Source organism: Planctobacterium sp. R6 (genome assembly GCF_055755215.1).
Map to the genome: position 1 here is coordinate 19,996 of NZ_JBVTQY010000025.1, position 14,052 is coordinate 34,047.

General features: G+C 41.8%; 10 protein-coding genes. 2 read left to right on the forward strand and 8 right to left on the reverse strand.

The genetic code is table 11. The annotated features are described in order from the left end of the window. Position 1: 1 nt before the first annotated feature. Positions 2 to 850, reverse strand: a complete 849-nt coding sequence (locus AC0J20_RS15275) for a type IV secretory system conjugative DNA transfer family protein (RefSeq protein ID WP_473022346.1) — start codon at positions 848 to 850, stop codon at positions 2 to 4. A 2-nt stretch (positions 851 to 852) separates the two neighbouring features. Beyond that, a complete protein-coding gene (locus AC0J20_RS15280; RefSeq protein WP_473022347.1) occupies positions 853 to 1,374 on the reverse strand; it encodes a DotD/TraH family lipoprotein in 522 nt (173 codons plus the stop codon). Between the two features lie 77 nt (positions 1,375 to 1,451). Between AC0J20_RS15280 and AC0J20_RS15285 the strand changes: the two genes are divergently transcribed. Continuing rightward, positions 1,452 to 2,468: a hypothetical protein gene (locus tag AC0J20_RS15285; protein WP_473022348.1), complete on the forward strand. Its 1,017-nt coding sequence runs from the start codon at positions 1,452 to 1,454 to the stop codon at positions 2,466 to 2,468. A 77-nt stretch (positions 2,469 to 2,545) separates the two neighbouring features. Here the strand turns inward: AC0J20_RS15285 and AC0J20_RS15290 are convergent, their stop codons facing one another. The 5 genes from AC0J20_RS15290 to AC0J20_RS15310 all read right to left on the reverse strand — a co-directional run bounded on the left by AC0J20_RS15290 (position 2,546) and on the right by AC0J20_RS15310 (position 11,879). Next, positions 2,546 to 3,391, reverse strand: a complete 846-nt coding sequence (locus AC0J20_RS15290; RefSeq protein WP_473022349.1) for a nucleotidyl transferase AbiEii/AbiGii toxin family protein — start codon at positions 3,389 to 3,391, stop codon at positions 2,546 to 2,548. 266 nt (positions 3,392 to 3,657) lie between these two features. After that, entirely contained in the window at positions 3,658 to 4,149 is a 492-nt protein-coding gene (locus AC0J20_RS15295) for a hypothetical protein (RefSeq protein ID WP_473022350.1), read from the reverse strand. Further along, positions 4,146 to 4,553 carry a hypothetical protein gene (locus tag AC0J20_RS15300; RefSeq protein ID WP_473022351.1) on the reverse strand — a complete coding sequence of 136 codons (408 nt, stop codon included), beginning with the start codon at positions 4,551 to 4,553 and terminating at the stop codon, positions 4,146 to 4,148. The genes AC0J20_RS15295 and AC0J20_RS15300 overlap by 4 nt, the downstream gene beginning before the upstream one ends. 21 nt (positions 4,554 to 4,574) lie before the next feature. Next, positions 4,575 to 9,869, reverse strand: coding sequence for a strawberry notch C-terminal domain-containing protein (locus AC0J20_RS15305; RefSeq protein WP_473022352.1), 5,295 nt, complete (start codon positions 9,867 to 9,869; stop codon positions 4,575 to 4,577). A gap of 153 nt (positions 9,870 to 10,022) precedes the next feature. Continuing rightward, positions 10,023 to 11,879: a hypothetical protein gene (locus AC0J20_RS15310; protein WP_473022353.1), complete on the reverse strand. Its 1,857-nt coding sequence runs from the start codon at positions 11,877 to 11,879 to the stop codon at positions 10,023 to 10,025. Between the two features lie 174 nt (positions 11,880 to 12,053). Here AC0J20_RS15310 and AC0J20_RS15315 point away from each other — a divergent pair, with 174 nt between their 5' ends. Beyond that, the gene (locus tag AC0J20_RS15315; protein WP_473022354.1) at positions 12,054 to 13,604 is read left to right on the forward strand and encodes a hypothetical protein; all 1,551 of its coding nucleotides are present in this window, start codon (positions 12,054 to 12,056) and stop codon (positions 13,602 to 13,604) included. A 29-nt stretch (positions 13,605 to 13,633) separates the two neighbouring features. Here the strand turns inward: AC0J20_RS15315 and AC0J20_RS15320 are convergent, their stop codons facing one another. Beyond that, on the reverse strand, positions 13,634 to 14,050 hold the full coding sequence (locus AC0J20_RS15320) for a hypothetical protein (RefSeq protein WP_473022355.1): 417 nt from the start codon (positions 14,048 to 14,050) through the stop codon (positions 13,634 to 13,636). Positions 14,051 to 14,052 lie beyond the last annotated feature (2 nt).

Sequence of the window (14,052 nt, forward strand, 5' to 3'; positions counted from 1 at the left end):
ATTATTCTTCCACGTTCGGAGTCAATGTCTCAGGAAGAAGATCGTCTAAATCAGGAAGTTGTGGTATACCCACCCAGTCAAATCTATTTGTATTAAACTGACTGCTTCCTCCAATAACTAAAACCGTTTCATCTAAGCGAATTGCATTCTTATTGCCGGTAAGTGAGTAGTCATTTCTTATAATTTTTGGCTCAGACACCATATTGCGCTCTCTCGCCATGTGATAACGCAGATATCCCTGATAATCCCTAACCAACTTTTTCATACGCTGTTCATACACAAAATAGGCTTTCTCTTCGCCTTCCTTCCATCCCTGACGGACATATTTTTGCCAGATTTCGCGCTCTTTATCGCTGGTAGGCGTTATAGTATTAGGGGTGATTTTCGGAATAGAAACTTCATAGGTAAAGTAATCACGCCACGTAGGTACGGCGGTAACAAATACAGGCTGAGACACAATTTTCAATGAAGCTCTTGACGCACGAATAACCGTTGAATCGGTTTTCACCCGAGAATCGGTTTCAAATATCTTTGCCGGCAATATTAAATAACCATCTTTCTCTAGCATCAAAATAGAAAAGTCAAAAATAGCATCTAGCTGACTTCCTTTTTCTTCCAAATGCTTTTTAATTAGTGCCGTTGCTTCGTACATTCCCCCTTCAATTCCGAGGGTCGTAGCATGACGCTTCATTGCATTAATCTGAATATTATCCGTTTTAGGAATACCAGTGGTCTCTAAATCGTGAATGCTCTGGTACAAAACACTCTGAGCGCTAGCTACATGACTGGTTCCCATACCACCTAACAAAAGGAGCATTCCAAAATAATTGACTATGGACTTTTTCTTCATGTTCAGCACTGTTTTGTAAAATTCACTGTTATCATGCCATTGATATCTGTATCCCCTTGTGTCGGATAAATACAGACCCTTGCCACTTCCATGACCTGACCATCGAGATCATATAATGCATCTATAATCATTCGACCATTTGCCCGCAGCACGATAGGGCGATTCACAGGAACACCCACCACTTCAAAGTGATAGTTGCTTAACCCCGCCAGCAATTTGACTGTCTCAATCACGCCACCATCGGTATTTAATATTAGCGGCCTATCAGTGCCCTTTGGAACTTTTTCACGAGCTAATGCCGCCGCACGCCTTTCTTCGTCAGATTTAGCATGCTGAGCAATATAGTTACGCATCTCTCGCATTACGCGTATAGATTCTTGTATTGCACGTGCACTTTGCACTAACTGCTCATCTACCCTATTTGACTGCAGCATCATCTCTTGATTCTTATCGTCTGTAGTGGCACACCCGCTGACCACTAACACACATAAAAAAGATTTAAAAAACCGCCATATATATTTCATAAAACTGCATATCAATTATACGTTACGCCTATTTTTTGGTAATATTAAGGGATAAGGTTGAAAAAGCAAGGTTTATCATGATTACCCCTGATGAGAGCTTGAGAATTATAAAACGTTTTGAAGGGTTCGATGAAGTAAGCGGTTTACGTTCTGACATGCGTCAAACAAAATGTCGCCAACTGTTACTGCGTTTCTGTCAACAAACGAAAAACTCTTTACCCGAAACGCCTGAAGAACTATATCCGTTCTGGAGCGCCTGTACTCATTGGCTTACTGACAATATAGCCTCACAAGTCTCCCATAGTACGTATAAAATTTATCGGAATGCCCTTATACCTTTGATCCCTTATACAAATCTGGGAACACAATTGCGCAATACTAAAGGGCAACCAGCCAAAAATATGCGCAAAAACACTTCTGCTGGCCGACAGAAATACCTGAGTGACGAGCAACTTAATGCCCTCAGTGACTATATCCATCAGCACAAACGTGCCGGCTCATGGGCCCACATAATCCCACACTGGTTACATTGCACCCGCTTAACTGGCTTACGCCCGGACGAATGGTTCTACACCACACTTGAACATCATTTATCACGCCCTTTCTTAAAGACCAGAACTCACAAACTAGAGTCAGAAAAAGCCAATCACCTCCACCCCAACATAGTTAAAGATGAAATGCTGCAATTTTGTTTTCCCTATCGCGGCGTTCCGCTTGATCATCTACATGATACTGAGATGACTATGATTAACTCATTACTGATGTATTGTGAGAACACTCTGGATTCATATAGCCCACGAGAAGCCATAAACGCAATTCAGAAAGCTTTAAGGCAAAGTATCATTGAAGTTTGGGGGCGAAATGGCCCAAGCATTCATTTGTATTCTGCCAGACACCAATTTGTTGCCAACCTTAAAAATTCTGACGTACCTGAACACTGGCAAACATACTTACTCGGTCAACAGGTAGATGATACAAAGCATCGTCATTACGCCCACCAACGTCACGCAAGTCAGGAAGCTGTCCCCAAAAACATTGCTCCTATAGCTGAATATGTCCAGGATAAATACAATGAAGCTGCTGCGAGTTCCTAAAAGCCATTACACATTTACATGAAGTAAAAAAAGCAGAAAAAGGATTTTCAACGACGGCTCCTTGCATCTTAATCCTATTAAAAATAGTGGTTATTTATACTTGACTCTAACAAGCTAAGTTTCTCCAGAAGTTCATCAAATGAATATGGCAACTCACCTCTCGGAAACATATCGGCCATAGACTCCCAATCAACTTTATAGGCCTCTAACAGTTCATCTTTTGTCGGGCAAAGAACTATTGGACCTTGGATTGCGGATTCGCAAGATCGCAAATGCCACTTGTAATAATAGTCACAAAACGTAACCACTTTACCAAAAAGCGCTTTATCAAGGCACCAGTCTGGATTTGAGTCATGGATCATTACAACATCATATAGATGTCTGGCGTGACGTAACTTAACTTCACCTTTATCATTATTCGTATGAATACCGAAAATTTTCTCCAACAACGTCCGTTGAGGTGATAATGGCAACACTTGGAATGATTCATCCTTCATTTCTGTTACAGCGCTTCCTAACATGTGCTGTACTGCAACTTCATCAGTCGGTTGATTATCAGAACGGCCACCAGTCTCCAATAGCACACGCGCTTCAACAGCTCCACCATATTCATTTTTATTCAATGAACGACTGTAAAATATGCCTACATCCAGAGGAGCTTCAGAAATCAATCTAACATCAATACCGTCATCAAGTTTACTAAGTAATGCCTTAAAATTCGGAAGAAGATAATCCTTCACAAACCCTTTTGCGGTATCATCAATACGCAAGGCATGCTTTAGACGAGCGGTCCGAGAGCCATGTATTGATAACTCAACAGGATCACAACCCAAAACCGGGAATGAAAATGCAAGATCGATATCTTCTGACATTCGGTTAATCAGGCTATACTCACAAATCACCTCAAAAAACGAAAAGCGCATCTAACAGTCTACTAAACGATACGCAACATGTGATGTTGTGACACTAGTTTAAGTGACTTTGTGACACTCAAATAAAATAACACTGTGCTTTGTAGTATCAAATTTTTAAGTTCACAGTCCCTTGCAGTTTACCTAAAAATTCGAACTATGGATGAGGTTGACGGGAACTGTTGATACACAATACTGCAAGCAGATTGATCTAAACTTTAACGTAAAATGCACACCGGTGAGCCCGGCATGCGGTATGAAGAATTAACGGTTACTTTCTACATTGTCAGATGTCCGCCTTCATTTTCCATAGTCTGATCCTTCGTACTTTCCAATTTCGCATTGTACGCAGCAACCCATTCATTAACCGGCTTCATTAATGTCTCAGGAATGCTTGCGACAACCTGCGAAATCACAATATCAATAGTTTCATCATCACCCGCAGACTTCATAAGTAGGCCTCCCGCCCAATCTTTGAAAGGTTCATCAATCTCAATCAATTGCAGCTTTTCCCTTGCCTTCTGCGCTTCGGCAAACACCTCTTTGTTTCGGCCGTTAAACTGAATAACAGGCACCTCATCATTAAGCAAAAATTCTTCTTCTTTAGTAAGGTTAATCACCTGACCTGTCGGACTGTAGCCTACGCGTGCCCGCTGATCCGTCTGAAACACCAGTTCGGTATACTGTAATGGATTTATCCCGTCATTTACGGACATAATTCCCTGCGCTTCTGGCGTACTGAATAAATGTAATTTTCCACTAATGTTCATAGTGTTGCACTCCCAAATAATGCCCGATTCCACGTTTCAATGAATTCATTTACCTGATCGGCCCCTTCCTCAAGATCTATTAATTGCCCGTAACTATTGACCTCTATTGCATCTCCATCATCACCGCAGACAATGTCGTATAACGTATCGTGACCTGTTTGTTTATCGAATCGAGATATTGTCACTCTAAACCCGGGAATCATCTCACCATTCCCGTCCTCACCAATGTCATCATCAAAGTTATCAATATCTTCCAGCTCCATGGTGACGGTAAAGCTCACGTCTTCGCCAACTGCTCTCTCAACACGCCAACGTTCATGAGGTTCTTGATTAGCATCAACTCTCTGCGCAGTAAACCACTTCACTAAGTCGACAAGGCTCTCTGGGTAATTATCTTCTGTCATGATCTCTTTCACCCTTATCACTTACATAGTTGCAGCCATCGGACGGTCAACGTCGTCCAGCAGCCCCTTATTAGCCAATGCATGCTTAAATGCGTCATTATACGCACCACTGCCATGCTGTGGGATAAACTGACCATCGCCTGATTTTGTATAAAAGCGATTTTTTCCGTGGCTGTATATGTATTCAATCAAATCCGGCAGGTGCTCAAGTTCAAACTCAGCAGTCTTATTCTTACCAGTTTTATTTGCTACTCCACCATGACGCAACAAAAACTCATTCCATTCATCCGTATTTTCACCATTAAAAGCGGCACCTTCTGTTTTATTCGCTGGGTACTCTACAAACACTCGTTCACCTTGTATGTCCACATTTAGTTTGACGTCTCTAGTAGCAACGTGGGTACTATTTGCATTATCAAACAGAGTGATACTATTACCTTCAATTGCACTATTACCTATCAAATAACCCACATAGTTAGTAACAGTATCCACATCATGAATTTCAGCACCTCTATTTACTACTAATTCCCAGCTCAAACTCTTCTTGCAAATAATAGCTTCATGCTTGTCACCTAGTTCATCAGTAAACGTCCCCATATTCCCTAGTTTTTCCTTTTTCGCATAAGCCTGAGCAGCCAGCAAATTCCCTGTCAGTACCACCCTATATTCATCCAGCCCAAATGTATCTGCTGTATCAAACTCAGTATCAATCGCGTGACCTCGGGAATAAATCTCTCCTGTATACCGGAATCTACCTTTTAAGTGTGCATCGGCCAACTCTCGTAACGAATATGATATTTCCATAACGTCTCCGGGCTCAGCTAAAATCAATCTAAAAGCAGATTCAGTATTATGTGCAGATGAGAGAACTTTGGTCTTACCATGCCATGCCACTTCCAAACCCAACACTACGCCCTTCTGAGTGCCGCCATCTCTATCAGTAACTTCAAATATTACTCCCGGTTCATATTCCTCGATAAGACTTAACACCGTATCATTACGTGCTTTATTCTTAAGGAACATTTCGTCATTAGGATTATTATCAGCCCATTTAACTAAAAATGACTCATTACGACGTTTAGTATTCTCAATCGCCTTTTCATATAACGCGTCCAGGGAGTCTAATTCGTGAAATTCTTTTAAATCATTATGACATTGGTCATCATACTTTTTAATCAAACTTGCAATATCACGTGACTCAATATTCTTCTCTTTGTTCTCGTACTTTAGCAACCACGCATCCACTCCCCCCATCAATTTAGAGCGACTACGAACATCTGTAGGTTGCAGGACCTGCGCCTTATTAACAACTTTAGCTTTAATATTATAATGCCTGGCTTCGTCTGGATTTTCGCCTTGAGCTAACAGGTAATTAAACCGACTCTCATAATTCCTCTGCAATTCATTCCATACTTTCTCCTGCGTCAGATAATCCAGATTACCGATAGCGTTAGAAACCTTTGTACCTATATTTTTGTAAACCGATTTTGTGCGTGCTTCCATGTCCAATTCAGGCAGTGCCATCTGCTCCACCAGTTCGGGATTACTCATGCAGAAATCTGCACACACTTCACCAAATACTGAATTAAGAGATATTGGTGAATCCGGCATTACACCATTTTTCTTTGAAGCCGAAATACCTACGAACACTTTCTCCAGCAACCGCGTCATCATACCCAGTTGCTTAATATTTGAAGGAATATCAGCTTCAATAAAATTCATTTCCGGGTTTATTTCTTGACCTTTGCGATTGATACGACCTAATAATTGCAAGAATTTCACAACATCTTTAGGATATTGCCAAATTTTCAAAATACGCTGTCGTGTGTCGTCAAACTTTGGATCCGCATGTAAGCTGTTACCCTCTGCTGCTGACATATTCATAATGGCCACATCATATTCGCCATTCTGATAGTCCCGGATCATCTTGGTTCTATTTGACTTATCAGCACTAATATTTGTGTACCGATAAAACCCTTGATGTTCTTCACTCGGCAACATAGCTCGCTCTCGACCAGTCAACTCTGCAACAGTAAGGCCAGCTTTTTCCATTAATACTTCACGCGCATGATCAATTGCATCATAACTATACTCAGAAGGAAACGAATCTATCGCGTTGTTTAATTCATTTACCGCCTCTTTAACTGCATCCAAAGCAGGTCCAGCTGGCATAAGTTCCGTTATATCAAAACTCTCTACACTGGCTTTCTTTCGGCCTTTTTTAACCTTAATATCCACCTTCATAGCATCTCTAACGGTATATTTCAGAACATCTTTGAATCGAGGTTTTTCCGGGAATAGCCACTCACCATCAATCTTCTGAGGAAGACGTGAACGCACATCATCTGAAACCTTAACCTCACCAGATTCGACACGTTCTGCTGTTTGTATCATGTCTTCGACATATTGTTTGAGAAACGTGCCACAAGTCTGCTCAAGAATTACCACCGGACGCTTGTTATCCTTAAGGGTTTTGATTAAATCATTGACCGCAAAATCATTTTTGACCACAAGATTAAATAGTCGCTCATTGTTATATGCCCGGCTTGTAAAAATAGTACTGTCCGCCTGCCAGCTTTGATCACCTTTCTTTAATCTGTTACCGGCCGCATGCTGGCGATAGCCAGCATTAACCAACACGTTATTGACATATGGCTGATTCTGCTTTCCAAAAACAGATTTCTTTTTCTGATGATTCAGCTCTGCCATTAGCTTAGTAACCTTGGCATATGCATCCTGAGCCTGAATATATTTAGAGCGATTATCCGTATCTATTAATGTAGACATAGGCACATTTGATAAATCATGTTCATAGCGCCAGTAAGTACCATCTTGCGCCTCCATACGGCGAACAAATGCACGCACCAGGTCATCTTCGCTTCCATGTAGCGTTGATTCATCAAAATTCGGGGGTAAAAGATGCGTGTAAGCGTGTTCATTACCATTCCGATCAATCGTCGCTGATGCGGTTACTGTTTGATTTTTGTCTACCAACTTATTTCTTATTGACGACATCGCCTCAAACGTTTTCGCTTTTGGATTACAAAACTCATGAGATTCATCAGCAATTAAGCGCACTTGCGATAACGCTTTCATAATAAATTCATACGCTATAGACGGTTGCATCTTTTTACCGCTGCGTATGGTGTTATACGTCGCAAAAAACAAATTGTGAGCATCTGGCTTATTACCCGTATCCATATAATTCTTATTGCGAGCATGACTGCCCACATCAATGGCTGCACCGCTACCATCTACCAAAGTGGAATTATTGTTAATTACATATGGCTTAACCAGATGTTCAGTTTTGATGTCGCATAAATCCCGCCACAAATCATTAAAAAGATTTTCTTTCGTCGTGGTAAATAACACGCTTTGTTCATTTAGCAGACTGTAACGCACCATTGCAGCAAGCATTCGCCCCTTACCGACACCAGTCATTCCACCGTTATGAATTCCGGTACCTTTTTGTTCATTATTGATGGCCATTGCTATTACATCTACTTGCTCTGGTGAAAAGAGCCCGCTCAATTCATACACATCATAATGCAATGCATCAGCAACAAATTGATCCACGTCGCCAACATCATTTTTAAGCTGAGCCAATGCTCGACGCATCTGAGATGCGAGATCCCGGGGGATCATCATGTCAGATGGCCCAACTTTACTCAGTGGACTGTACTTAGTCTGAAATTCATTAGCGACTACCGCTTGATCAGGTAACTCCTCTTGGGATTCACTGTGCAGCCCAGAAGTATCTGCATCGTCAACCACATTTAATGGAGCTTGATCCTGATTCAAACTAAATAATTTTTCTGATAGAGTTCTGAACTGTTCAATGGTGTCGATCACTTCAAGCGACTGTGGTACTGCCTGTTCCACCAGGTCGAGATTTCTACCAGTAATATGAAGCATTCGGTAATTAACACCACCTTCGCGTTTAACTACATCTGCATCCAACTCATAAGCGTCATTTACCAAATACTTATCGTATACATAACTTAGAAACGCCTGATACTCACTGGAAACAATCCCTGTCTTATCAGACAATGTCGGTAATACTAATAATGCCTGTCCGTTATCTGTAATACTGTCCAAATACTCCGCAGCTGTAGCAAATACCTTTTGACGGAATAACGTATTATCATAGCTAACCTCATAGTTCGATTGCTCAGGGTAGTTCGGAACATGAATATATGCTGCTTCCATACTTCCCGGGGCTGCAGAAACATTGCTGTCGCTAAATCTGATATTTGGGAACATCTCCCGTTGCCTGGAACTCATCACATCCACATAGCCGGGATGACAGTGCGCTACAATATTGAGTGTTTGAGGCAAAAGCGCTTCAGCAGTGGAAGAGCGAGTGAATGGAACATATAAACGCTTAGAGTCGTTCGCATCTACCAACTTTTCCATTAACTGTGCAACCGATGGCGGCAATTCAGTTAAAGTTTCTGCCTGCGCTTCCAAATTCACAGGTACTCTTGGACGACGTTCATAAGCTTCATCAAGTTGCTTGTACAAACTATCGCGCTCATGGTTTTTTAGCAATAAAGGGATCCTTAACGTAATCCCCGTGCTGATGGCCTCTTCTACCGCTTTTAAAAACGGATAGCCTGCATCCCCTCTACGAGCAGCTACCTGCTCGAAATTAAAATCATATGCAGCCTCTGCCAACTTAACCAGTTCATCTTTATGATACTGAGCCCCATTAATAATATTATTAACCGCGCCTTCGACAACTTTTACTAACTGACGAGGTCCTGCTGTTTCGTCATACCGTAAGAAACGTGCCGGATCAGCCATAGCATTTAACACTTCAACCTGTCCATCAACATGGCGAATAACACGTCCTTGCGGCATTCTATAAACTTTTTCACCCTGGGCGTTTTCACCTAAAAACACCCCTTGAGCCAACTGAATTTTTAGCGTTTTAACTTGCTGTTTAAGCCACTCAGCCGGAGACTGCAATGAAAAATCAGGTATCTTTGTTTGAGACGCTTTCCAAGCTTGAGGGCTAGGCATGACCCGCTTCACAACTGCCATATCTTCATATTGCATTGCTGGAAATGCTTTTTTAATGCCTTTAAGAAAATTTACAAACTGAGCCTTCTCTGTTGGAAATGGCATTTGCATCAACCGCGGATTTTCTCTGTTCTCCAAAAAACCCAATGCGCTTAATGTTTTCCTGTCCGCCTGTTGTGTTACCCCCCAGGCAATCACCCAACGATCTGCCGGTGTACTCAGATCAGTCATGACAAATCCAGAATCGGGTAAACTGATCCACTTCGTAGTTTTCTCAGGTTGGGTGGTCATACGCTTCACTCTCTCTATTGACTGCATTTATATTAATTCTTTTGCATAATCATTGCAAGGTTTTATAACACCGCCAAACGATGTCTACAATGCCCTATACAAAAAAAAGCCCGCAATTTGCGGGCAAGGTTGGGAGCGCACGGTTTTTTATTATTAACCCATTTTGGCATGGGACAGGGAGCCTGCCAGAGCCTCAAAATCGTCATCGAATTCAGCCCCCCAATCCTCATCAGGCTCCACATCAAAATCAGCAATATCCTCCAGGGAGCCTGCAAATTCGGATTCAGGCTCACCCGGGTCCTGATAAGTTTGCACCTCCGGAGTTATTGGCTGACTTGCCTCATTTTCAGTACCTTGTGAAGATGGCGCTTCTGTTTTAGAGGGCGAGACGGTTTCTGTCTGTGCTTGTGCAGCTTCTTTTACCATTAATTCCTCTTTCTCAGGTGGTGTCACTATATAATTTACAGTGTTGACCTGATCCAGCTTCAAATTAGGCTTCGCGCTAGGAATGACATACTCTGCCACAAAAGGGGTATTGTCCCTCTCCATAAACATGATTTTCAGAGCAAGAGGCAAATAACGCTCTTCAATTATGCCTTCTTCTTTGTTGTGGACATTAAAGAGCTTTTTCACTTTATCAGCATTTTGCGCCTCTCTGTTAAGAACAGGGCTGTTTAAATTAAAACGCTTAAATAACTCGTTATCAGAGTTTACGCCTGCAAGTACAAAATCACTAAACAGGTGTTGAGGTAATTGCTGTCCTTTCTCATTCGTAAAACGACCAAAATGATAAAACAACGCTGACTGTTTCTCATGTACGCCGCCATTGTTATCTTTAACTTGCTCCTTAATAAAGACCTGTTGGCCATCTGCAACCACCGGTAGAAGCCCTATATCTTTGCCGGGCGCCACCTCTACGCGTCGAGCATTTTCTTTGTCGAGAAACAATTTTTGAAATGTTCCATTCACTTCTCTTGCCACAAACTCATTATGACCGTACTGGATACTGCCATCGTCTTTACCCATAGCAAATGTAAAAGGTCTTTTCATTCTGCCGTTAGCGTCAAACCGACGTTGCTTTAAAAATATGCCTGTACGCAATTCCGACCCAGGAATAGCCTCAAAAACAAATTGTTGTCCCTTTCCAATTCGTTCCATAACCACCGACAACAGTGCATTTTTGGGGTTTTGCAGCGCCTTCTCAAATGCTTCTTCAGGGGTACGTTTAACAAACTGCTGCCCCATGGAGCCATCCGGAAGTCTGACGTCCTGCGCACTATCGTTTTGAACGATACGACCTAAACTCATCGTTGCCACTTCGCCATTTGCGTCCTGGGCGACTACTCGCAAACTCACTGTTCCAGTAACATTTGGGCGCTCATTTTGGCGCATTATTTCAAGGATAGCCTGCCTCAGATCTTCTGGTGTTTTTGGGGTAATGACCTTTGCTTCATTTGTACGCAAAGTACTAATCACCTCAGACTCTGGTATATGACGACCACCTGGCAGTTTTCGTTTTTCTTTAAAGCTCAATGTAGCCTGCACCTTCGAAAAACTAGATAAATGACTCTTTGGAAGTTCGCCACTGTTTTTAAGCGAGCTCATGCGTTCCGGCGAATAATGTGAAAAAGTTGTCACCTTTTGAGCTACCATATCTTTAACGTCCATGTCCTCCTGACCTGGTACCGGCACACCATAGACACTAATCACCGCCCCCGGCTCAAAATAATTGAAATCATTTGGATTGCCATAACGCTCTTTAATATCAACCGTTTGGTTGTCGTGAGTTTTCAACTCAATGCGATAATGCTGATTATCCTTTTCGACCATGGCATCAACAGCCAGGATTTTGTTGTCCTCAAAAGCAGTAACCAGTACAACTACACGTTCTCCTTTACCTTTGCGCATTGCGTTTCGCATCTCACGCTCTTGTTTTTGAGCTAAGTTGATTTGCTGCTGTTCATCTTTTAATGCTTTGAATTGCTCTAACGCTGTCCAGGAACTTTTCATCATTTCACCTTTTTAACTGACGCGCTCCACAAGCCAAAGCGCATATACATATGTATTAATACTTGTGCATACGCAAAGAATACCTATCAAGAACAAAAATGCAACACTTTGTTTGATTTTTACATGCATAAATAATAATATTTATGTAAATAAAGAAACGAAAGAGTTTTCGCAATGTCTTCGCTCATTCAAACCGCGACACAATTTATCAACTCCTTACCACATCGCCATGTCCTTAAAGATGAAGATGTCGCTCGTTGGGTAGCTCATATTCATAGTGATGCATGCCGTCATACCACTGTACAAGATGAGCGGGAACGTATTCTAATGTTCCATTTAAATCGTCTTGCTGTAATCGGTGGAAGTGATATAGGGACATTAATTGCTACCCGTTTCCCTGACAAATACGAGACTGATGGTGTCTTTGTGGATGACTGGTTTCGCAATGACACGGATATCATTAACGAGAAATTGTGTCGTGGCCTACCTGAAAGTGCTGATGATAACCATCATTTAAAACGTGGCATAGAAGGTGAGAAGTATGCAATAGCCAAAACCATTCAAACCTTTAAACAGTACACCCCTGACGTAAATATCGATGAGCAAGCTATGGAATTAATGCGTTCACGCTTAAACCATCCAAACATGCCCTGGTTAGAAGGTAATCCAGACCTAATTCTACAGGTCGCTGGCAAGCGAATACTTATCGACATTAAATGTCCTGCAGCGGGAAAGGCCAGAACGTTTCAAGAAAAATTAAACTTTGATTATGTTGCGCAGTTGCATCACTATAACCTTGTTGGTAAATCGCATAACCCCCCCATTCACTTTGACACTATGGTGATATCCGCCTTTGACTGGGATGAACACAAGTGTTATTTGACCACTGTTGAGCACAATCCTGCTCTTGAAGCAGATCTCATTACTACCGGAAACTACTACTATCAACAACACATACTTACCGGTATTGTGCCATACAATGAAATAAGCAGCACTCCCACAGAAAGTGCCTTTGACTACCCTGATACAATTAAAGAGGTAATTCATCGTATCAGCGCGAACAAAATCAAAAAACGAATAGCTGAGAATGCCATCCTGGATGACAAAGCTCGTCTGGAAAATTATATGGCAACACTAAACATGCCGAGACAGGCATATCAACTAGTGCACGCCTATAGTACGCTGCGCTCCAAAGTAAAAACTTCTCCGGACCTTGAAAAAATCCGCTATCTCGCTGAACGTGAAGGTCTGTTGTCCGTTGATGAAAAGCTTAATGAAGATAATATTGACTCTATCATAAAGGCAATGAACCAAACCGAGACAATTACCGAAAGTGAGCTCTCAGCTGCATTCAAAAAGTCACATTCATTTGATGTGACACTATCGCGCAAAAAAGGCGGATATGAAGAGTCTATGGTTTCAGCTCTTACTTCTCGCATTGAGAGGGCCATGGAGCATGATACAAACGCAATAGTTGCGAGCATGCAAAAACATGAGCAAACCTGGCAGCGTGTGGTTGAGCAAAAAGTTAAACGTATTAACAGACCATTGTCTAAATCAACTGAAACGCTGCAACAGTTAACTGATATCAAGAAAGCCGAACAAAAACATCGCATTTCGCCCGACGACTCTGCGAAACCATCCCCCGTTGAAAAAACACAGCAAACATCTGAAACACCGCAAAAACCAATATCAAAGATAGAGGTGGCAGAACTCAAATTTTAAGTAAGCAAAAACGGCATTAATTCAGATTATCACTCTTTGCGTGTCAGGTGGGAGCGCGCCTGCTGGATCAAAAGCGCTTCCACTTGCTTATCTAATATCATCTTTGTTTTAATTCGTTCAGGACGCCCATTATACTTGCGTTTGACGCCAGTCCGGGTTGTAGCAGAATAAGGATTTGATTCGGGCAGATATTCCATTTGTAACTTAAACAATGACTTTAACTTGAATTGCCCTTCAACCACAAGATTGTATTGAATGACCTCATATAAAGCATTAAGCATCTTAACCACCTGTTCACCATCAACATCTGCCGATTTGATAATATGATCCAGCATTTGTCTATCACTAAATGGCGTCTCAGCACCTTTATAGTTTAGCTCCGTACTGTCGCTTTTAACATGCTCAGCAAAATGTACCATCCCATTGTTTTGACAAGTTTTCTTCACTC

Coding starts and splice junctions, on each gene's coding strand:
- AC0J20_RS15275 (WP_473022346.1), bottom strand. CDS start 850: ATGAAGAAAAAGTCCATAGTCAATTATTTTGGAATGCTCCTTTTGTTA.
- AC0J20_RS15280 (WP_473022347.1), bottom strand. CDS start 1,374: ATGAAATATATATGGCGGTTTTTTAAATCTTTTTTATGTGTGTTAGTG.
- AC0J20_RS15285 (WP_473022348.1), top strand. CDS start 1,452: ATGATTACCCCTGATGAGAGCTTGAGAATTATAAAACGTTTTGAAGGG.
- AC0J20_RS15290 (WP_473022349.1), bottom strand. CDS start 3,391: ATGCGCTTTTCGTTTTTTGAGGTGATTTGTGAGTATAGCCTGATTAAC.
- AC0J20_RS15295 (WP_473022350.1), bottom strand. CDS start 4,149: ATGAACATTAGTGGAAAATTACATTTATTCAGTACGCCAGAAGCGCAG.
- AC0J20_RS15300 (WP_473022351.1), bottom strand. CDS start 4,553: ATGACAGAAGATAATTACCCAGAGAGCCTTGTCGACTTAGTGAAGTGG.
- AC0J20_RS15305 (WP_473022352.1), bottom strand. CDS start 9,869: ATGACCACCCAACCTGAGAAAACTACGAAGTGGATCAGTTTACCCGAT.
- AC0J20_RS15310 (WP_473022353.1), bottom strand. CDS start 11,879: ATGAAAAGTTCCTGGACAGCGTTAGAGCAATTCAAAGCATTAAAAGAT.
- AC0J20_RS15315 (WP_473022354.1), top strand. CDS start 12,054: ATGTCTTCGCTCATTCAAACCGCGACACAATTTATCAACTCCTTACCA.